This is a genomic window from Paraeggerthella hominis (assembly GCF_021044775.1).
Lineage (GTDB): Bacteria > Actinomycetota > Coriobacteriia > Coriobacteriales > Eggerthellaceae > Paraeggerthella > Paraeggerthella hominis.
In genome coordinates this window covers 78,080-95,906 of record NZ_JAJNOQ010000005.1, presented here as the reverse complement: position 1 = coordinate 95,906, position 17,827 = coordinate 78,080, and the positions used below count along the sequence as shown (strand labels likewise).

Sequence of the window (17,827 nt, the reverse complement as noted above, 5' to 3'; positions counted from 1 at the left end):
CGGTATGCTCGCGGTGTTCATGTAGGCTGGTTTGCATTGTAACGCTGATGCTTCTCCTTTGTTGAAAGACCTCTTCGAATTCGTCGACGGCGGCGTCCTTGCTGCGGCGGTTGAGCCGATGAAGATATGGATGTTCGTCGAAGGACGGGCGACATCCTAGCAGCACGCTTGCGTTTTGATGCTAACGATATATAATCCTATTTAATCAAACGTATAGTTACCATGAAACGGCAGGTACGCATCATGTCTTCCTCGACTGTCGAAAAGCAGGAACGCGCGACTACGCGCAACACTATTCAGCGAGCGCTTGTTTTAGAAGCGGTGCAGTCGCTGTGCAATCATCCCACGTCGGCCGATGTGTACGAGGTCGTCCGCGAAAAGCACCCCAATATCTCGCGCGCCACGGTGTATCGCAACTTGGGCGTACTGGCGAATCGCGGCGAAGTGTTGCGGGTGGAGGTTCCCAACGGCGCTGATCGCTATGATTTCCGCAACAAGCCCCATTACCATGCGAAGTGCCGCGTGTGCGGCGGCGTATTCGACATCGAGATGCCGCATCTTGACGACTTGGCCGCCCAGGTGCAAGACGCTCATGGCTTTGCTATCGAGGGCCACGAGATCATCTTCGACGGCGTATGCGCAACGTGTCGGGCGGCGCACGCGAACTGAGCGTGCCGCTTGCGGGCAAGAAGCGTGTTTTGCTCGTAAATATCGCGTAAGACGCTAAAAAGAACGTAGTGCGTTCATAAGCCTATGCTATACTAATTCAGCTTATAGGGCAGTCCTGTAAGCGCATAGCAATGTAGGCCCCCGAGACATGTTTTGTTACACAGCTCGGCACACGCGTTTTCGTGCAGAGCGGACATGGTGCACGTAGCAATCAATCATGACGAAGGGTCCCCGATTAGAAGAATTGAAAGGGGTCCGTTTTGACCGACATCAAGAACACGTCCGTCATCGACTTCGAAGACATCTCCGACGAACTCATGAACGAGATGATCGACGGCACGCTGACCGAGTTCGACGAGGGCGACCTGGTCGACGGCACGGTCGTCAAGATCGAGCACGACGAAGTGCTCGTTGACATCGGCTTCAAGAGCGAGGGCGTTATCCCGTCCCGCGAGCTCTCCATCCGCAAGGACGCCGATCCGTCCGACATCGTGGAGCTGGGCGAGAAGATCGAGGCTCTGGTTCTCCAGAAGGAGGACAAGGACGGTCGTCTGATCCTCTCCAAGAAGCGTGCCGAGTACGAGCGTGCTTGGATCCGTGTCGAAGAGAAGTTCAAGGCCGGCGAAGTGGTCACGGGCGAGGTTATCGAAGTGGTCAAGGGCGGTCTCATCCTGGACATCGGCCTGCGCGGCTTCCTGCCGGCGTCGCTGGTCGACCTTCGTCGCGTCAAGGATCTGGACATGTACCTGGGCACCGAGATCGAAGCCCGCGTCATCGAGATGGATCGCAACCGCAACAACGTCGTGCTGTCCCGCCGCGTGCTGCTCGAGGAAGGCCGCAAGAACGAGCGCGCCGAGATCCTCGCGAAGCTCAGCAAGGGCATGCGCCTCAAGGGCACCGTTTCCTCGATCGTCGACTTCGGCGCATTCGTCGACCTGGGCGGCATCGACGGCCTGGTGCACATCTCCGAGCTTTCCTGGAACCACGTCAACCATCCGTCCGAGGTCGTCAAGGTTGGCGACGAGGTCGAGGTCGAGGTTCTGGATGTCGATCTGCAGCGCGAGCGCATCTCGCTCGGCCTCAAGCAGACGACGGAGGATCCCTGGATCAAGCTCGTCGAGAGCTATCCGGTTGGCTCCATCGTCGACGGCAAGGTGACGAAGATCGTGCCGTTCGGCGCGTTCATCGAGCTTGGCCAGTCCATCGAGGGCCTGGTGCACATCTCCGAGATGGCTCAGCGTCACATCGATACCCCGGCGCAGGTTGTCAAGGCCGGCGACGAGGTCAAGGTCAAGGTCATGGAGATCAACCCCGAGCGTCGTCGCATCTCCCTGTCCATGAAGGCCGCTGCGGCTGACCTGGGCTTCGAGATCGAGGTGGACGAGTCCATCGTCGTCGAGGAGAAGCCGGCTAAGAAGAAGGCCGAGAAGAAGGATGCTCCTGCCGAGGAAGCTGCTGCTCCCGAGGCTGCTGAATAAAACTTCTCAGCACCGAGTGTATGCGAAAGGGTCCCAGCGATGGGACCCTTTCTTTATGGGGCGACTATGGGCGACCATGGGGCGACGCAAGCGGGAATCAGTCGGTGCGAACCATGCAGGATTTCCCGACGATGCTTGGGGAAAGGAGCGCGCAAGCCAGCGCACCGTTCTTCGGGAGGTCGGGGCGCCCCGACCTCCCGATGCGTGCTACTTCTGCTTCGCCATGCCCTGCACCATCGTGTGCGCCAACGATCGCACGGCGTCCGACGCGGAGGCGTTCGCCTTCGTGGCGGACGCCTCAAGCGGCGTTTCCACCTTCGCTGCTTCGGCACCTTCTTCATGCTTGGGCAGCAGCGGCGCAACGGCCTGGTAGATAAGATCGACGTAGGCTTGAGCACCCTCTTCGGTCAGGTGCGTTCCGTCGCCGTCGAAGTAGCTGTCTTGGTTGGCGCTTGCGGAGTACCAATCGATCACGTGCACGTTGGCGTGGCGCTCGGCAGCTCGGGCGAGTGCGTCGTTGGTGTCGGCCACCCATGATTGCGGGCTGCGCGTGTTCACCAGGAACACCTGCTTATCGGGGCCTATGGAGTCGACAAGGCTGTCGATCTGCTCGTCGGTTGCCCGGCCGTTGGTGCCCAGCGCGAACACCACCACGCCTCCGATAATGCCTTGTTGTTCGTAGCCCTTGTACACCTCGGCGCCAATGGGAAGCTGCCGATTCACGGCTGCATCGATGGCCCCGTAAGGGAACTGCTCCTTGAAGTAGGGGATAGTGCGCACGGAAACCGAATCGCCGATCATCATGATGTCGAGTTTCGGCTGTTCGGCAGGAGCATCTTCTCCCTCAGGGAGCGTTTCCGGAATGCCGGAGGTTTGCGCGCTTTCGTCTTTGAGCAGATTAGCGCCTTCGAGTGCCGACGTAGGGGGTACGAGTACCAGGCCGCCTACGGCAACGACCGTTACGCCTACGGCGGCAACGGTCGGTATGGCGTGCGTGCGCAGCCAGGAGGGAGCGTCGAGTTCTTTCGAACGAACGTCCTTGATAAAGGATCCTATGGCTCCACGGCGAATGGGATTCTCTACGAATCGGTACGAGAACGCAGCGCAAGCGAAGATGACTGCAAGTTGAATCAGGTACATCCACCAGGGGGTTTCGCCGGTGAAGTTGCGGGGGTTCATGAGCAGCAAAAGCGGGTAGTGCCACAGGTAGATGCCGTACGATCGCAAACCCACCCATACAAGCGGTTTCGCGCTCGCGGCTCGTCCCAGCAGGCTGGCGGGATGCACCATGACGGCTATGAGGATGGCGGTGAGCACGGAGGCCAGCAGCGTTCCGCCGTAATACCAGAACGGCGAGAACCCGTCTACGAACACGGCCATCGCCAGCAGTCCGACGAACGCGACGATGCCCACGCCGTCAAGAGCCTTGCGCACCTGCTTGGTCAGATGGATCTCTCCTTTGGCCCCGAGGAGGTGCGAAGGCCAAACGAACGCCAGCCAGGCTCCAATGAGCAGCGAGAACGCGCGCGTGTCGGTGCCGTAGTACACGCGGCTGGGGTCTGCCGCAGGATTGTAGAGGAGAGCCATCTCGGCAGCGGAGAGCAGCGCGAGCACCAGCGTGGCGTTGCGCATGGTGGTGCGCTTGAGGCCGGCTTTGTGCGCGGCGAACAGCAGGACAGGCCAAATGAGATAGAACTGCTCTTCGATGGCGAGCGACCAGAAGTGGGTGAGGGGCGACGGTGCGCCCAGCGCGTCGAAATACGATACGTCATGGAAGATGTACCACCAGTTCGTGACCCAGAGAAGCGCTGCCCACATATCGTCGCGCAGCTTGGTGAGCAAGCTGTGGTCGAACACGGTGAAAAGCACCGCGGAGCAGATGATGACGAACACGATGGCCGGCATGAGCCGCCGGATGCGTCGAAGCCAGAATTGCGGCAGGTTGATGCGACGGGTGCTGTCCCATTCGATAAGCAGCAGGCTCGTGATAAGATAACCTGACAGCACGAAGAACACGGTGACGCCCAGAAGGCCGCCCGGCGCCCAGAACATGCCCATGTGATAGGCGATAACCGCAAGTACGGCGAAGGCGCGCAGGCCGTCGAGAGCAGGGATGTAGCGCGATTTCGTGGTAGATTTTTCAGCCGGCATTCCGGCACCCTCCTGGTCTTTCTTAGGATGCAGCGTAACGACTTAGTATAGCAGCGCGCTTGCTCTATAATGGCCGGGCTGCAAGGTTTCAAAATATGGTTAACTACGCGTATCGTTGGTTGAGAGGCGGTTGCATGCAGGCAGGTGCGAAGGTGGCGCTCGGCATGAGCGGCGGCGTGGACAGCGCCGTATCGGCGGCGTTGCTGCTGAGGGCGGGATGCCAGGTGATGGGCGTAACGTGTCGGTTCCATGATGACGAAGCCAGCGCACAGGCCGAGGCCGATGCGGCTGCGGTGTGCGCTTTGCTGGGCATTCCCCATGTTGTTCACGATAGCGTGGCGACGTTCGAGCGTTGCGTGGTGGAGCCGTTCGTCGACGCGTACGCGTGTGGGCTCACCCCCAGCCCTTGCGTGTGCTGCAATGCGCGCTGCAAGATTCCCGCGTTGCTGGAGGCTGCCGACAGTCACGGCTGCGACAGCGTGGCCACGGGCCATTACGCGCGCATCGCGCGTTTGACGAGCAACGACCGCTTCGTGGTGAAGACCGCGCTTGACGCGCGCAAAGACCAAAGTTACATGCTGTCGATGCTTTCCCAAGAGCAGCTTTCCCGCCTGGTTCTTCCTCTGGGCGCCATGACGAAGATCGACGTTCGCCTTATCGCTTCCGATCTGGGGCTTCATGTTGCAGAAAAGCCGGAAAGCCAAGACAACTGCTTCGTGGAGGGCGATTACCGGGACTTTCTTCGCCAGCGCGGGGTGAAGGACGCCCCCGGCGACATCGTCGACCGAACGGGCACGGTTCTGGGGCAGCACGAAGGGCTGTCGAACTATACGGTTGGACAGCGAAAGGGAATTGGTCTGGCCGCTGAAGAGCCGTACTACGTGGTGGAAAAGCGCGCCGCATCCGGCCAGCTGGTCGTGGGGTTCGCGGCGGAGACGCTTATTCGCGCGGTCCGCATTCGCGATGCGAACTGGCAGGCGCTCGAAACGTTCGGCGAGCCGCGTAGCGCGATGGTCAAACTGCGCTACCGAAGCCGAGCGGTACCGTGTATCATAGAATTCGAAGATGGCGCGCGTGCGCGCATTGCGCTGCGAAGCCCGCAGCCAACGACGGCGCCGGGGCAGTACGCTGTTCTCTATGAGGGTGATACCGTGCTGGGAGGCGGCATGATCGAGGAGGTAGAGCAAGCATGAAAAAGCTGTTCATCATCGGTGGAATGGGAGCCGGAAAGTCAACCGCTCGCAAAGCTCTTGTAGAACAGGGGCTGCCGAACGTCGACCTCGACAAGGTTGGCCACGACGTGCTTCTGTGGGATACGGTGAAGGCCGAGCTGACCGACACGTTCGGTGCTGACATCTTGGGAGAAGACGGCGAGATCGATCGCCGTGCTTTGGCGGCGAAGGCTTTCGTGAATCCTGCCGAGACGCGCAAGCTTAACCGCATCACGCTGCCGCGTATCGAGGAAGCGTTCACCGACCGTATTGCCGAGCTGGAACAAGAGGGCCACAAGGCGGTGGTCGTGGAGTATTCCGTGTTCAAGAATCGCCAAACCTCGCTGGCGTACGACGCCGACGTGGTCATGGCCGTTCTGGCTCCCATTGATATGCGCATCGAGCGGGCGGTGAAAAGCGGTTGGGACGAGGCCGACGTTCGCCGTCGCATAGCTCAGCAGATCACCGATGCCGATCGCATCGAAGCTGCCGACGTGGTGTTCAACAACGACGGCACTCCCGACGAGATGCGCAACAAGGTGCTTGCGTGGTGGGGGGAATATTCCCAGGAGCTGTAAGCCTTTAACTAAAGCGGGACCGAGGGTGAGGTGGAAAGACGGTGAGACAGAGGGGTTGATGACTCGCCGGCCTTCCACCTCGCCTGCTTGTTCGAAGGGATCATAGATGGCGCATCTTACGAATATCGAGGGCATCGAAATGGAAGGCAAACTGCCGGAAGTGAGATTGTCCACCACCCCGTTCGAAGTGGTGTCTCCCTTCGAGCCGTCGGGCGACCAACCCCAAGCGATCGAAAAGTTGGCCAAAGGCGTGAACGACGGCCTTCGTTACCAAACGCTTCTCGGCGTGACCGGATCGGGCAAGACGTTCACCATGGCCAAGACCATCGAGGCCGTGCAGAAGCCCACGCTGGTCATGGCGCCGAACAAGACGCTGGCCGCCCAATTGGCAAGCGAGCTCAAAGAGTTCTTCCCCAACAACTCTGTGGTGTACTTCGTCAGCTACTACGATTACTACCAGCCGGAAGCGTACGTTCCTTCGTCAGACACGTTCATCGAGAAAGACGCCTCTATCAACGAAGAGGTGGAGAAGCTGCGGCATGCGGCAACGTCCGCGCTGCTGTCGCGGCGCGACTGCATTGTGGTCGCCTCGGTGTCGTGCATCTACGGCATTGGCAGCCCGATGGATTACGCGGGGATGGCCGTGTTCGTGGACAAGCAGAAGGAAATGGATCGCGACCAGGTGATCCACGAGCTTATCGATATTCAGTACGATCGCAACGATTACGATCTGAAGCGCGGTACGTTCCGCGTGCGCGGCGACGCCCTCGACGTGTTTCCGCCGTACGCGGACAATCCCATCCGCATCGAGTTCTGGGGCGACGAGATAGAGGCCATCGCCGAAATCGACAACGTGACGGGCGAGGTCGTCAACGAATTCGAAGCGCTGCCCATCTGGCCGGCGTCGCATTACGTGACCGCGCGCCCCAAGATGGACCGCGCGCTGGGCACGATCCGCGACGAGCTGCGCGAGCGCTTGCAGCAGTTCAAGGAGGAAGGCAAGCTGCTGGAGGCTCAACGCTTGGAGATGCGCGTGGCGTACGATTTGGAGATGCTCGAAACCATGGGGTTCTGCTCGGGCATCGAGAACTATTCCCGCCACATGGACGGCCGCCAGCCGGGCGAGCCGCCGTACACCCTGATCGATTACTTCCCGAAAGACTTCCTCTGCATTATCGACGAGAGCCATGTGACCGTGCCTCAGATTCGCGGCATGCACGAAGGCGACCGCTCGCGCAAGATCACCTTGACCGAGCATGGGTTCCGTCTGCCTAGCTGTTTGGACAACCGTCCTTTGCGATTCGACGAGTTCGAGGACCGCGTTCCCCAGTTCGTGTACGTATCGGCTACGCCGGGCGACTACGAAGAGAAGGTCACGCAGCAGCAGGTCGAGCAGATCATTCGACCGACGGGGCTGCTTGATCCGGAGATCATCGTGCGCGGATCGGCTTCGCAGATCGACGACATCATCGACGAGGCGAAGGAGCGCGCTGCCCGCGACGAGCGCGTGCTCATTACCACGCTTACGAAGAAGATGGCGGAAGATCTGACCGATCACTTGCTCGACCAGGGTGTGAACACGCGGTACATGCACTCGGACATCGCTACGCTTGAGCGCGTGGAGATCCTGCGCGACCTGCGCCGCGGCGAATTCGACGTGCTGGTGGGCATCAACTTGCTGCGCGAGGGCTTGGACCTGCCGGAAGTGTCGCTTGTCGCCATTCTGGATGCCGACAAAGAGGGATTCCTGCGCAACCATCGCTCCCTGATCCAGACCATCGGGCGCGCCGCTCGCAACGTGTCGGGCCAGGTGATCATGTACGCCGACAAGATCACCGACTCCATGGCGCGCGCCATCGACGAGACGAAGCGCCGTCGCGCTATCCAGATGCAGTACAACGAGGATCACGGCATCGAGCCGCAGACCATTCGCAAGGCCATCAACGACATCATGAGCTACGTGACCGACGAGATGGGCAACACCACGGCGGAGCAGGTCAACAAGGAGCTGGCCGAGCTGTCGCGCGAGGAGGTCCTGCGCATCATATCGTCTATGGAAGACGACATGGTGGCGGCGTCCAAGAGCATGGACTTCGAGGAAGCCGCTCGTTTGCGCGATCAGGTGGTGAAGCTGCGCGCGCAGGTCGAGGGATCGAGCGAAGAGGACGTGCTCAAGGATCTCAAGAAGAGCGCGCGCAAGGGAAGCGCTTTCGGCAATCGCAAGAACGCAGCGTACGGTTCAAGCCGAAGGTCCTAGCGGGCCGCACGTTCGATACGGGGTGTCGACTGTGGGCGAGGGGTCGCCTTCGCCCACAGTCGCGGCATGCGCTATTCGGCGGTTTCTGCGTTCTGCGCCGCACCGCTGTCGCGCACGATGGTCGGCTTGTCGCTGTCGAGCGCTCGCACGCTTTTGGGCAGGTAGATCGCCAGGCCCAGAACCAGGCAGATCAGGCCGTCCACCACGAAGAACGGTGCAACGCCGATGGATTCGGCCAGCACGCCGCCGAACGCGATTCCCACAGGAGAGGCCAGGCCCATGGCCGCCATGGCCAGACCCAGCACGCGACCGGTTTTCTCTTCAGGGGTGTTGCGCTGGATGAGCGTGATGAGCGGGCCGTTGAACCAGGCGCACGCGACCGCCATTGCGGCGCACAGCACGACGAACACCCAGAACATGGTGGGTGCAAGGAATCCGCATGCCATGGTGGTCGCGCCCACGATGAAAGCTGCGATCCCGATCAAAAGGGCAAGCCGCTTGCCGCCGCCCCAGATCATGAGGATGGCCGACCCTATGATCATGCCCACGCCGAACGATGCTTCCACGATGGACGCCGCGTAGCCGTCTCCGCCGAAATGGTCGAACGTCATAAGCGGGAAGATCGCACCGAGCGGGGCGAAGGTGACCATGCCGATCGTGACGCCGGCAATCAGGATGACCAGACCGCGATTGGCCGACAGGGCTTTCCACCCGTCGCGCATGTTCGCGAGCACGTGCTGGTCTTTCGCGGACTCGTCGACAACCGTGGGTATCTTCACCAGGGCCAGGCCGGCAACGGCCAAAAGCGCTCCCAGGAAGTCCAGGAACATGACCGAGTGGAATCCGAACGTGGTGTACAGGAAGATGCCGAACGCAGGTGCGCCGATGGACGCTACGGAAATGAGCAGCTGGTCGAGCGTGTTAATGCGCAGCAGGTGCTTCTCCGGCACGAGCAGCGGCATGGCCGCCATCATGGCCGGCCCGTGAAATGCCTGCCCAACGCTGCGCGCGATGACCAATACCATGAGCAAGCCGAACGAAACCTGGCCGAACAAGATGACGAAGCCCAGGCCAAGCGATATGATGCCGATGCCCAGATCGGCTGCGATCATGACGGTTTTCCGGTTGTACTTGTCTGCTATCACGCCGCCGAAAGGCGAAAGAAGCCCTTGCGGCAGGTAGGCGCAGATGGCTGCGGCGGACAGCATGATGGCGCTGCCGGTGGTTTCGGTGATGTACCAGATCACCGCGTATCCTGCGGCGTAGCTGGTGATCATCGAGGCGGCCTGCCCGGCCCAGATGGTGGCGATGATGGCAAGCCATCGTTTGGGAAGCGGTTGCCCGCCTGCGCTCATGAGCGCGGTTGATTCGGTCATAAGGATGCTCCTTGATAGTGGTGTGCTGAATTGATGATGCGGTAGCGCATGCGGTTGCGCTACCAATTTTGCATGGAATCGGGACGAAACGAGCGCAACGACAAGTTGCGCTTGCATGCATCATGAGAACGATGCAGGAATCGCAAGGCGATTTGCTAGTAGATTTGTCCCGCCATCAAAACAGAGCTCCTAGAAATTTGATCAGAATCGCGGCGATCAGTGTAACATACGTGACGTGATTGGCCAACAAGGGCGTTTGCGGGCGAAAGGTGCCGAGCGACCTGCCTTTACGGCTTCCCTGTGCCTTTCGCTCGCGCCGCGCTGGCGCGCTCGAAGCTACAGCGCTTCGGTCATGCGCAGGTTGAGGTCGACCGACGTGCTGATTCCTGCGACGGTGCCGCCGTTGGTGTACTGCCACAGGGCGAAGTCGAAACGCGCCCGCGGCACGGCGGCGTCGTATTCCGCAAACCAGATGGGCCGGTTTCCCAGCGCAGCTCGGTCGTAGCGCGTCATATCCCCGTTGTTTCCGTAGATCATGGTCTTGTACCCAGCGGCTTCAAGGCGCTCGCAAAACGCGATCGCCGCGGCAGTGAGCGTGCCTTTGTCCAGGTTGTTGGCGCGTCCGTTGGGATCCGCCACGGGCTCATGGTCGAAGGCAACGGGAAGTTCAAGGGCGCGCCCGTTGAGTTGGGCCAGCACGAACTCCGCTTCTTCGACGGCTTCGGCAGCGTTCACTGCTTGCGAGAAGAAGTATGCTCCCGTTTGGAGTCCTGCGGCTTGCGCGCCGCGCACGTTCTCGTCGAAGCGGGCATCGGCGGACAAGCCCCCTTGGGTGTACCCGCGGTTTCCTATGCGCACGAAAGCGAAATCGATGCCGTCTGCAGCTACCGCATTCCAATCTATGAAGCCTTGATGATCGGAGACGTCGACGCCAACCTGGGATTTCAACGACCCTCCCGGACGATACGCCAGGCGGTCGCCGGTACGTTCAAGGCTGCTCCAATCGTAGGGGCTTACGTACTCCGCGTTTTTCGGGGCGCTTTCTGGGGCTGTGCATTGTCCCAGGCCCACAAGCGTCCCTACGAACAGAAGCCCTGCAAGCATGACGAGCAGGACGCCGGCCAGAGGGCTTTTCCTTGCATGCTGAGAAGAGCTGCGGGGCGCAGGCGCGTACGTTGCGGCGTGACGAGGCTTGCCGTGGCTGCGGCGCTTGTTGGTTCGAGGTTTCATGCGGGTATCCTACCAGAGGCTGTTGCGAGCATTGCGCGCGCAGCGACGATCGCGCGACGACTACAGAACTTGCTGTTGTTGCCGCGGGCGCGGGCCTGGCTATGCGGGGATCGTCATTGCTTTCGGCGTTACGGCTGACAGCGTGGGCCGCGCGGACAGGTGTTGGGCGCGCGCTTGGTCCAGGTAGTCGTATCTGACCAGCTTGCGCAGCACTTCCTGTTGACGCTGGCGGGCAAGGTCGGGGTTTTTGGCGGGGGAGTAGACGGAGGGAGCGTTCGGTATGCCTGCCAGCATGGCGCACTCGTCTTCGGTTAGCTGACCGGGCTGTTTTCCGAAGTATCCCATGCTTGCGTTCCCGATTCCCTCGTACCCGTTGCCGAAGTAAATCGAGTTTACGTACAGTTCCAAGATCTTCCGTTTGGAAAAATGGCTTTCCATGGTGAAGGCCATGAGCGTTTCGGCCAGCTTGCGCTCGAGCGTTTGCTCCTGCGTGAAGTACTGGTTTTTAGCCAGCTGCTGCGTGATGGTGCTGCCGCCTTCCACTACGGATCGCGCCTTGATGTTGTTGACCAGCGCTCGCCCGGTGGCTATAACGTCGAAGCCGGGATGCGCGTAAAAGCGATGATCCTCTACTGCGACAACGGCCTGCAGGTACAGATCGGGAAGTTTATCGAGGGAAGTGAATCCCTGCTCGCTCTCGATAGCCGTCGCCATATCGTCGAGGCTTTGAGACTCGAGTGCGGTTCGGTACAGGTTGAATCCTCGTGCCGCGAAGAATGCGGTTGCAAGTACTCCTAGGATAAGCGCGAGAGCGAGCGATCGTTTGAAGAGCGTTCCAGCGGTCATGCCCGGCTCCTTTCGATGCGGTGATCGGGACTCCATTCTTTATACCAGCCAACTCTTAAGGCTTTCTTACCGACCGCTTGCCCCTCCCTTACATTCCTGAAAGGGGAGGTCTGCCTTAAATTTAGGGGCATAGGCTATACTTACCTCGTTGCATGTATTTACGGAGGCGGCGTGCCAGCTAGTCCTTGGCAGTGGTACGTCGGGGGGACTCGAGTAAAGGACGGTGGAGCGAACATGATGGTTTCGACGAAGGGACGCTACGCTCTGCGTCTTATGATCGATATAGCGAAACAGGGAGAAGTCGGGTCGCTCGTAACCATGAGGCAGGCGGCGGAGCGCGAGGGTTTGTCCGTCAAGTATCTTGAGCAGCTAGGTGGCGCTTTGGTGAAGGCCGACGTGCTCAAAAGCGTGCGAGGCGTGAGCGGCGGCTACCTGCTTGCGCGTCCGGCGGATGAGATTACCGTTGGAGACATCTTGCGGGCCACCGAGGGAAGCTCGGCTCCCGTTGCCTGCGTTGAAGACTCGGAGCATTGCGAGCGGAGCAGCGGTTGCTCGGCGCGGGAATTTTGGATCGGGCTGGATCGCGCGATCGAGTCGTACGCCGACAGCGTGAAGCTATCGACTTTGGCGAAGCGCCCGTAAAGTCGGCGGATTCGCTAGAAGCTGCGCCGCTCGTAGAGTTGCGCAGCAACGGAAGCCGATCCGACGTACCACGTGGCTCCTAGGGCAACGAGGCTTGCCGAAAGCAGCAGGATTTGGCTTGAAGATCCCTCAAGGGCGGGCGCGCCGATAGCGAGCAGGTTCAGGCCGGACGGACCCAAAGCCTGTGGAATCAATGCGAGCGCCAGTACGAAGATCGCGGGTGCGTACTTCAGCGCTCCCTCGTAACCGAAGCGCAGGTTGAGTGGCATCATCACGCCCAGAGCGAAGGCGGCGAATGCAACAGCGCTTGCGCAGCAGAGCGCGAGGGAGGCGAAATCGAACGATGCGGCCTCCCTTAGCAGGGCAAGCCCGGGAAATATGCTGGTGGCTAAACATCCCGCTGCATACGCGAGCGCGCCGGTGGCGACGCTTGCCGCCGTGACCGCCGCAAGGGCGGCGTAGCGGCCGTCTACGACGTTTTTGCGCGATAGCGGAAGGGCAAGGCGCGGCCCTTCCCATCCTGATGCGCTCTCTGTGAGGAAAAGGGCGCTGCATGTCATGATCGGGTTGACGATCGCAACGTATATGACGACCAGGGGAGTGTTTCCTGCGATGACCGAAGTGACGAAGGTGATCAGCATCCAGCACGCGGTTATGCGAACCAGCTTGTCTTTCATGACAATGAGATCGGACAGCATCGCTGCTTTCATAAGCGCGGCTCCTTTCCGAAGGGGCTGCTCGGACAGCAGCCCCGGTACGGTTCCCGCTTTACAATTCGCGTCGTTCGTACAACTTGATGGACAGTGCGCACGATGCCGCGTAGAGGGCTGCGGCGGCGGCCACTACGATACCGGCCATTCCCAGCGTTCCCTCGGGCGTTTGCACCCAGCTTGCAAGGTTGGCGAGGAATTGGGGAACCTCGCCGTTGCCGCCTGCCGTGAACAGGAAGAACACGCCGAAGAAAATGATCAGGGGCGCGAATCGAACCGCTTTCGTCATGCCGAAACGCGCGACCATCGGCAGCACGACGGATAGCATGACCACGATGACCGCAACGCCCGTGATGCTTGCCAAGACGATAGCCTGCCACGAGAAGTTCACCATGAGCGCGGCTAGCTGCGGCACGTTCGAGAACAGTGTTGCTGCAATGATGACCAGGCCCGTGGCAACGATGCCCGTCATGAATCCGACTATGGCGATCACCGCGAAGCTTGCGTAGCGCCCGGTGATGACGTGTTTGCGGGATAGCGGCAGCGCCAGCCTAAACTGCTCCCAGCCCCCGCGTTCGTCGAAAGCCAGTATGGTGAACGCTACGGAAAACGGGGTCATTGCCGCGATGGCGGGCGCGATCACGTAGATGTTCTCCATCATGATGCACATGAATATACCCACGACGATACCGAGCCCCACCTGCGGCATCAAGTATTTCTTCGCGATCAGAAGATCGGACAGGAGCATGGCGTTCACAGTACTTCTCCCTTCAGCATGAGGCTCATGTACGAATCGATGTCGGCGCGTTCCACCACGACGTCGCGGAAATTCTCGGCGAAGGCGAACCGATCGGGCACCAGCACCGAGGTGCCGTACGCGTTGCGGGCGTAGTGCAGGCTCCCCGGTGCGTACAGCCCGCTGTCCGCCAGGGCGGCGAACTCGGACGCGCGGCACTGAGCGATGCCCGCCTGATGGACGATGGCGTCCTTCTCGATGGAGAACACGATGCGCCCCTCGTCGATGCACACGATGTAATCGGCAATCTTCTCCAGGTCGCTGGTGATATGGCTGGACATCAGGATGCCGTGGTTCTCGTCGGTCATGAAAGCGCGCAAGGTGTCGAGCGTTTCGTCGCGTGCCATCGGATCCAGACCGGCGGTTGCTTCGTCCAAGATGAGCAGATCGGCGTCGTGGGAGAGCGCGCATGCCAAAGACAGCTTCATGCTCATGCCGCGCGAGAGGTCCTTCACCGTCTTGCTCGGAGGAAGTTCGAACTGCTTGATGCGCTCGCGAAAGCCCGCGGCGTCCCATGCGCGGTAGCTTACGGACATGAGCTTGCCCACGGCTTCGACCGTCAGCTCCTCGGGGAAGGAGCAAGTGTCGAAGACCACGCCAATGCGCTGTTTCAACTCGGCGAGACGCTTGGAGGGAGCCCCTATGGTTTCTTCGCCGAACAGGGCAATCTGCCCGTTGTCGGGCCTGGTCAAGCCAAGGATGGATTTAATGGTGGTAGTTTTGCCGGCTCCATTGCTGCCGATGAATCCCACTACGCTGCCCGAAGGCACGCGCAGGCTCACGTCCTGCAGGTCGAAGCCGTCGTAGTGCTTCGAGAGGATTTGTATGTTCAAAAGGTCGTTCATCAGTCGTCACTTTCGGTCGTGTGCGATGCTCGCTCGTTTCGGATGCGTCTAGATGTTGCCGCTTGCCACCAGGTCGAGCATGTCATGCAGCTCTGCGAGACTCACGCCAGAGTCCCGCGCCTCGCTCGCCGCCTTCGCCAGCAGGTCTTCGATATGGCGAAGACGCTCTTCGCGCAGCAGCTCCATGTTGCCACCGGCTACGAAGCTGCCCTTGCCCTGCACCGTTTCGACGAATCCTTGCGATTCGAGGTCGGCATAGGCGCGCTTCGTGGTGATGACGCTGATGTGCAGGTCGTTCGCCAGCGCGCGAATCGAAGGAAGCTGCTGGCCTTCTGCGAGCTCGCCTGCCAGGATAAGGCTTTTCAGCTGGCTGGTGATCTGCTCGTAGATGGGCTTGTCGCTTGCGTTTGAGATGATGATGTCCAACATCGCTCCTGTTCCAGTTCGTATTCGCCGCGGGGTTGCCTGCAGCGAAGTGGTGCGCGGATGCTCGGGCGTCCCCGGAGCATCCGGGTGGCGCGCTGCAGCGTCCTGCCGCGCGCCGGGAGGTCGCAAGCACGTTCCTTGCTGGCTCCATCGGGCTTCGCCTCTGCATGTTCGATGGTGTGCATAGCGAACTGTACAGTGTGTATATACCCGATATGCACACTATAATCAGTTGACGAGATCGCGTCAAGATGCGAGCGAGCATCTTTTTCAGTTGGACATCTTGCTTCCTGGCTTGGGCTGCCGCCGTTCAGCTTGCTCCGCGTGCCCGTGACGGTGATGCTCCAAGCAAGGGACAGGGTTCGACGGTGCTCAGGATTGGCGAATGGAAGCGTGCGCGCGAAAAACGGCCACCGTTGGTAGGTTTTGACGGTTTGAGGTCGTCGATTCGCTTTCGCCATCCTTTCGGCTGAAGAGCGCTTTGCATCGTGCCTGTTCAGGAGCGCGTGGCGAATCCGGACCGAAAACGGCTGACTTGCAGCGGACGTCAAACGACCTCAAACCGTCAGAACCTGCCAGCGAAGCTGGATTTTCGTGCGCAGCTAGGTGGTTTTGCCGCTTAGACGCGGCTTGGGCGGTGGCGGTCCCGTTTTCGGCTCGTGCTGTCGTGCGGCCAGTGTGGCTCGACCCCGTTTTCGGTTTGCGTGCTCCAGGTAGCCTGCGCGACGACAGCCCCGTTCGCGGCTCGCGCAACCCGGGCGGCCCATGGGGCAGCAACCCTTTTGCAAGCGCCCGGCTTGGCCTGGCGGAGGGCTCGAGGTTTTCGGGGAAGGGCTAGGCGCGCCTGGCTGGGCCGAGCACGGGGTTCACGTAGCGCCCGCGCGCTTCGGTCTTGTTGCCGTACTGGATGGCGTTCACGGGGCATCGGTGCAGGCAGGCAAGGCATTGCGTGCAGCCCAGCTCAGCCCAGCGCGGCGTGCCGTCGATGAGCGTGATGGTGTTCGTCGGGCATATATCGGCGCAGCGGCCGCAGCTGATGCAGGTGGGAAGCGTGTGGAAATCCTTGGTCGAGCGCGGCTTCTCGTCTTGTTCGGTGACCTGGGAAAGCAGGATGCCCAAGGGGTTGCGTCGCTCGGCGTGCACGCATTCGCGCGCTTTGATGCGCAGGGCCGTGCGATGGGCCTCGACTTCCGCATGGGCTAAAAGCCGCTCGCGTTTCTCTCCCTGAGCGGGCGCGTACAGGTACGTGCAGTTTCCGACCGATTTCACGCTGAACGAGGCGTCCAGATTGATTCCCTGCCAGCGTCGCAGTCGATCCGCAAAGATGCGCGCGGTGTTTCCGACGAACGCGCCGCAGCTGACAACGGCGTAGCAGTAGCAAGGGGCGAACACCTCTTTGTTGCCGGTGCGGAAGTTCGCGCGGCGTATGAATTCGTCCACGAGAGGAGGCGTGGTCCAGGCGTACGTGGGAAAGACGAAGCCGAGCGCTTCTCCCTGCTCCAAGGTGAAGTCGAAGTCCTTGTACTTGTAGGCTTTGCCCATGTCGACCAGCAGGTCGTCGGTTGTTTTGGCTACGATCTTCGCGGCTGCAAGAGAGTTGCCGGTTCCAGTGAAATAGAAGATCATAGTAGCCGCCTTTCGGTTTGCCCCTGCCCTGTAGTTGGCACATATTCCCAGTATAGCAAGGGGAGGGAGCCTGCGCTTGCGGCCTTTGGTATCATGAGCGCAACAAGTCTTTGACGGAGCGTTTCCGGTGATAGGAGGAGCGTATGGCAAGCGTGCTGTTTTTGGAGTACCCGAAATGCACAACGTGCAAAAAGGCCAAGGCGTGGCTCGACCAGCAGGGAGTTACGTACGAGGATCGGCATATCGTGGAGGACAACCCGACGGCTGCAGAGCTTGCCGCTTGGCATGAGAGAAGCGGGCTGCCTTTGCGCCGCTTCTTCAACACGAGCGGCATGGTGTACCGCGAGCGCAATATCAAGGCGCTGCTCGATGCAGGGCTGAGCGATGCGGACGCCTACGCCTTGCTTGCCGAGAACGGCATGCTGGTGAAGCGTCCGCTTGTGGTGGGCGAGGACTTCGTGCTGGTGGGCTTCAAGGAAGCCGAGTGGGAGCAGGCTCTTCTGTAGCGGTTTAGAGCGCGTCGGTATCGAGCCAAAGGGTGAAGGGGCCGTCGTTCGTCAGGCTTACGTCCATGTAGGCTCCGAAGCGCCCCGTTTCCACGCGCGGCACGTCGCGGCGCGCCCGTTCGACGAACCATTCGTACAATCGGTTCGCCTCGTCGGGCGCGCCCGCTTGCGTGAAGGAAGGGCGGTTTCCCTTCTTGCAGTTCGCGAACAGCGTGAACTGCGAAACCACCAGCACGTCGCCGTGCACGTCGGCAAGCGACAGGTTCGTCTTGCCGTTTTCGTCCTCGAATATGCGCAGGCGGCTTATCTTGCTCCAGAGGCGCTCCGCTTGGTCTTCGGCGTCCTCATGGCCCACGCCCAAAAGAATGACCAGGCCTTTTCCGATGGATCCTACCGTGTTGCCGTCGATTTCCACCTGCGCACGGCTTACGCGTTGAACGACTGCCCTCATGGAGGCTCCTTTGCTTGCGAGATTTGCTT

Annotated in this window: 17 protein-coding genes; 7 read left to right on the top strand and 10 right to left on the bottom strand. The window is 60.5% G+C overall.

What is annotated here, in order from left to right:
- Nucleotides 1-222 precede the first annotated feature (222 nt).
- Both LQE90_RS07080 and rpsA read left to right on the top strand, forming a co-directional pair.
- Entirely contained in the window at nucleotides 223-669 is a 447-nt protein-coding gene (locus LQE90_RS07080; protein WP_225748673.1) for a Fur family transcriptional regulator, read from the top strand.
- A gap of 260 nt (nucleotides 670-929) precedes the next feature.
- Entirely contained in the window at nucleotides 930-2,147 is a 1,218-nt protein-coding gene (rpsA, locus tag LQE90_RS07075) for a 30S ribosomal protein S1 (protein WP_114566556.1), read from the top strand.
- 207 nt (nucleotides 2,148-2,354) lie between these two features.
- On the opposite strand, the gene LQE90_RS07070 is transcribed toward rpsA, so the two are convergent.
- The gene (locus LQE90_RS07070; RefSeq protein ID WP_216529060.1) at nucleotides 2,355-4,298 is read right to left on the bottom strand and encodes an acyltransferase family protein; all 1,944 of its coding nucleotides are present in this window, start codon (nucleotides 4,296-4,298) and stop codon (nucleotides 2,355-2,357) included.
- A gap of 95 nt (nucleotides 4,299-4,393) precedes the next feature.
- Here LQE90_RS07070 and mnmA point away from each other — a divergent pair, with 95 nt between their 5' ends.
- The 3 genes from mnmA (at nucleotide 4,394) to uvrB (ending at nucleotide 8,344) form a co-directional block, all read left to right on the top strand.
- Nucleotides 4,394-5,491, top strand: coding sequence for a tRNA 2-thiouridine(34) synthase MnmA (gene mnmA / locus LQE90_RS07065; RefSeq protein ID WP_216529061.1), 1,098 nt, complete (start codon nucleotides 4,394-4,396; stop codon nucleotides 5,489-5,491).
- Nucleotides 5,488-6,087: a dephospho-CoA kinase gene (gene coaE, locus LQE90_RS07060; protein WP_114566559.1), complete on the top strand. Its 600-nt coding sequence runs from the start codon at nucleotides 5,488-5,490 to the stop codon at nucleotides 6,085-6,087. The genes mnmA and coaE overlap by 4 nt, the downstream gene beginning before the upstream one ends.
- Nucleotides 6,088-6,193: 106 nt before the next feature.
- Entirely contained in the window at nucleotides 6,194-8,344 is a 2,151-nt protein-coding gene (uvrB, locus tag LQE90_RS07055; RefSeq protein ID WP_301282390.1) for an excinuclease ABC subunit UvrB, read from the top strand.
- A 71-nt stretch (nucleotides 8,345-8,415) separates the two neighbouring features.
- On the opposite strand, the gene LQE90_RS07050 is transcribed toward uvrB, so the two are convergent.
- The 3 genes from LQE90_RS07050 to LQE90_RS07040 all read right to left on the bottom strand — a co-directional run bounded on the left by LQE90_RS07050 (nucleotide 8,416) and on the right by LQE90_RS07040 (nucleotide 11,796).
- Nucleotides 8,416-9,720, bottom strand: coding sequence for an MFS transporter (locus LQE90_RS07050; RefSeq protein WP_216529062.1), 1,305 nt, complete (start codon nucleotides 9,718-9,720; stop codon nucleotides 8,416-8,418).
- A gap of 336 nt (nucleotides 9,721-10,056) precedes the next feature.
- Complete coding sequence (locus LQE90_RS07045; RefSeq protein ID WP_231088242.1) at nucleotides 10,057-10,950, bottom strand: glycoside hydrolase family 25 protein; 894 nt, start codon at nucleotides 10,948-10,950, stop codon at nucleotides 10,057-10,059.
- 99 nt (nucleotides 10,951-11,049) lie between these two features.
- Nucleotides 11,050-11,796, bottom strand: coding sequence for a transglycosylase domain-containing protein (locus LQE90_RS07040; RefSeq protein WP_114566563.1), 747 nt, complete (start codon nucleotides 11,794-11,796; stop codon nucleotides 11,050-11,052).
- 234 nt (nucleotides 11,797-12,030) lie between these two features.
- On the opposite strand from LQE90_RS07040, the gene LQE90_RS07035 reads away from it, so the two are divergent.
- Complete coding sequence (locus LQE90_RS07035) at nucleotides 12,031-12,438, top strand: RrF2 family transcriptional regulator (RefSeq protein WP_114566564.1); 408 nt, start codon at nucleotides 12,031-12,033, stop codon at nucleotides 12,436-12,438.
- 14 nt (nucleotides 12,439-12,452) lie between these two features.
- Here LQE90_RS07035 and LQE90_RS07030 read toward each other — a convergent pair whose 3' ends face one another.
- The 5 genes from LQE90_RS07030 to LQE90_RS07010 form a co-directional block, all read right to left on the bottom strand.
- Nucleotides 12,453-13,148 (bottom strand): ABC-2 transporter permease, encoded by a 696-nt coding sequence (locus LQE90_RS07030; protein WP_216529063.1) that lies wholly within the window; start codon nucleotides 13,146-13,148, stop codon nucleotides 12,453-12,455.
- 58 nt (nucleotides 13,149-13,206) lie between these two features.
- Nucleotides 13,207-13,896: an ABC-2 transporter permease gene (locus LQE90_RS07025; RefSeq protein WP_225748982.1), complete on the bottom strand. Its 690-nt coding sequence runs from the start codon at nucleotides 13,894-13,896 to the stop codon at nucleotides 13,207-13,209.
- A 5-nt stretch (nucleotides 13,897-13,901) separates the two neighbouring features.
- Entirely contained in the window at nucleotides 13,902-14,789 is an 888-nt protein-coding gene (locus LQE90_RS07020; protein WP_216529065.1) for an ABC transporter ATP-binding protein, read from the bottom strand.
- A gap of 48 nt (nucleotides 14,790-14,837) precedes the next feature.
- Nucleotides 14,838-15,218 (bottom strand): GntR family transcriptional regulator, encoded by a 381-nt coding sequence (locus LQE90_RS07015; protein ID WP_231088241.1) that lies wholly within the window; start codon nucleotides 15,216-15,218, stop codon nucleotides 14,838-14,840.
- Nucleotides 15,219-16,049: 831 nt separating this feature from the next.
- A complete protein-coding gene (locus tag LQE90_RS07010) occupies nucleotides 16,050-16,841 on the bottom strand; it encodes an EFR1 family ferrodoxin (protein ID WP_216529066.1) in 792 nt (263 codons plus the stop codon).
- 143 nt (nucleotides 16,842-16,984) lie between these two features.
- On the opposite strand from LQE90_RS07010, the gene LQE90_RS07005 reads away from it, so the two are divergent.
- The gene (locus tag LQE90_RS07005; RefSeq protein ID WP_216529067.1) at nucleotides 16,985-17,347 is read left to right on the top strand and encodes an arsenate reductase family protein; all 363 of its coding nucleotides are present in this window, start codon (nucleotides 16,985-16,987) and stop codon (nucleotides 17,345-17,347) included.
- Nucleotides 17,348-17,351: 4 nt separating this feature from the next.
- On the opposite strand, the gene dtd is transcribed toward LQE90_RS07005, so the two are convergent.
- On the bottom strand, nucleotides 17,352-17,798 hold the full coding sequence (gene dtd / locus LQE90_RS07000) for a D-aminoacyl-tRNA deacylase (protein ID WP_216529068.1): 447 nt from the start codon (nucleotides 17,796-17,798) through the stop codon (nucleotides 17,352-17,354).
- Nucleotides 17,799-17,827 lie beyond the last annotated feature (29 nt).

Coding starts and splice junctions, on each gene's coding strand:
- LQE90_RS07080 (WP_225748673.1), top strand. CDS start 223: ATGAAACGGCAGGTACGCATCATGTCTTCCTCGACTGTCGAAAAGCAG.
- LQE90_RS07070 (WP_216529060.1), bottom strand. CDS start 4,298: ATGCCGGCTGAAAAATCTACCACGAAATCGCGCTACATCCCTGCTCTC.
- mnmA (WP_216529061.1), top strand. CDS start 4,394: ATGGTTAACTACGCGTATCGTTGGTTGAGAGGCGGTTGCATGCAGGCA.
- coaE (WP_114566559.1), top strand. CDS start 5,488: ATGAAAAAGCTGTTCATCATCGGTGGAATGGGAGCCGGAAAGTCAACC.
- uvrB (WP_301282390.1), top strand. CDS start 6,194: ATGGCGCATCTTACGAATATCGAGGGCATCGAAATGGAAGGCAAACTG.
- LQE90_RS07050 (WP_216529062.1), bottom strand. CDS start 9,720: ATGACCGAATCAACCGCGCTCATGAGCGCAGGCGGGCAACCGCTTCCC.
- LQE90_RS07045 (WP_231088242.1), bottom strand. CDS start 10,950: ATGAAACCTCGAACCAACAAGCGCCGCAGCCACGGCAAGCCTCGTCAC.
- LQE90_RS07040 (WP_114566563.1), bottom strand. CDS start 11,796: ATGACCGCTGGAACGCTCTTCAAACGATCGCTCGCTCTCGCGCTTATC.
- LQE90_RS07035 (WP_114566564.1), top strand. CDS start 12,031: ATGATGGTTTCGACGAAGGGACGCTACGCTCTGCGTCTTATGATCGAT.
- LQE90_RS07030 (WP_216529063.1), bottom strand. CDS start 13,148: ATGAAAGCAGCGATGCTGTCCGATCTCATTGTCATGAAAGACAAGCTG.
- LQE90_RS07025 (WP_225748982.1), bottom strand. CDS start 13,896: ATGCTCCTGTCCGATCTTCTGATCGCGAAGAAATACTTGATGCCGCAG.
- LQE90_RS07020 (WP_216529065.1), bottom strand. CDS start 14,789: ATGAACGACCTTTTGAACATACAAATCCTCTCGAAGCACTACGACGGC.
- LQE90_RS07015 (WP_231088241.1), bottom strand. CDS start 15,218: ATGTTGGACATCATCATCTCAAACGCAAGCGACAAGCCCATCTACGAG.
- LQE90_RS07010 (WP_216529066.1), bottom strand. CDS start 16,841: ATGATCTTCTATTTCACTGGAACCGGCAACTCTCTTGCAGCCGCGAAG.
- LQE90_RS07005 (WP_216529067.1), top strand. CDS start 16,985: ATGGCAAGCGTGCTGTTTTTGGAGTACCCGAAATGCACAACGTGCAAA.
- dtd (WP_216529068.1), bottom strand. CDS start 17,798: ATGAGGGCAGTCGTTCAACGCGTAAGCCGTGCGCAGGTGGAAATCGAC.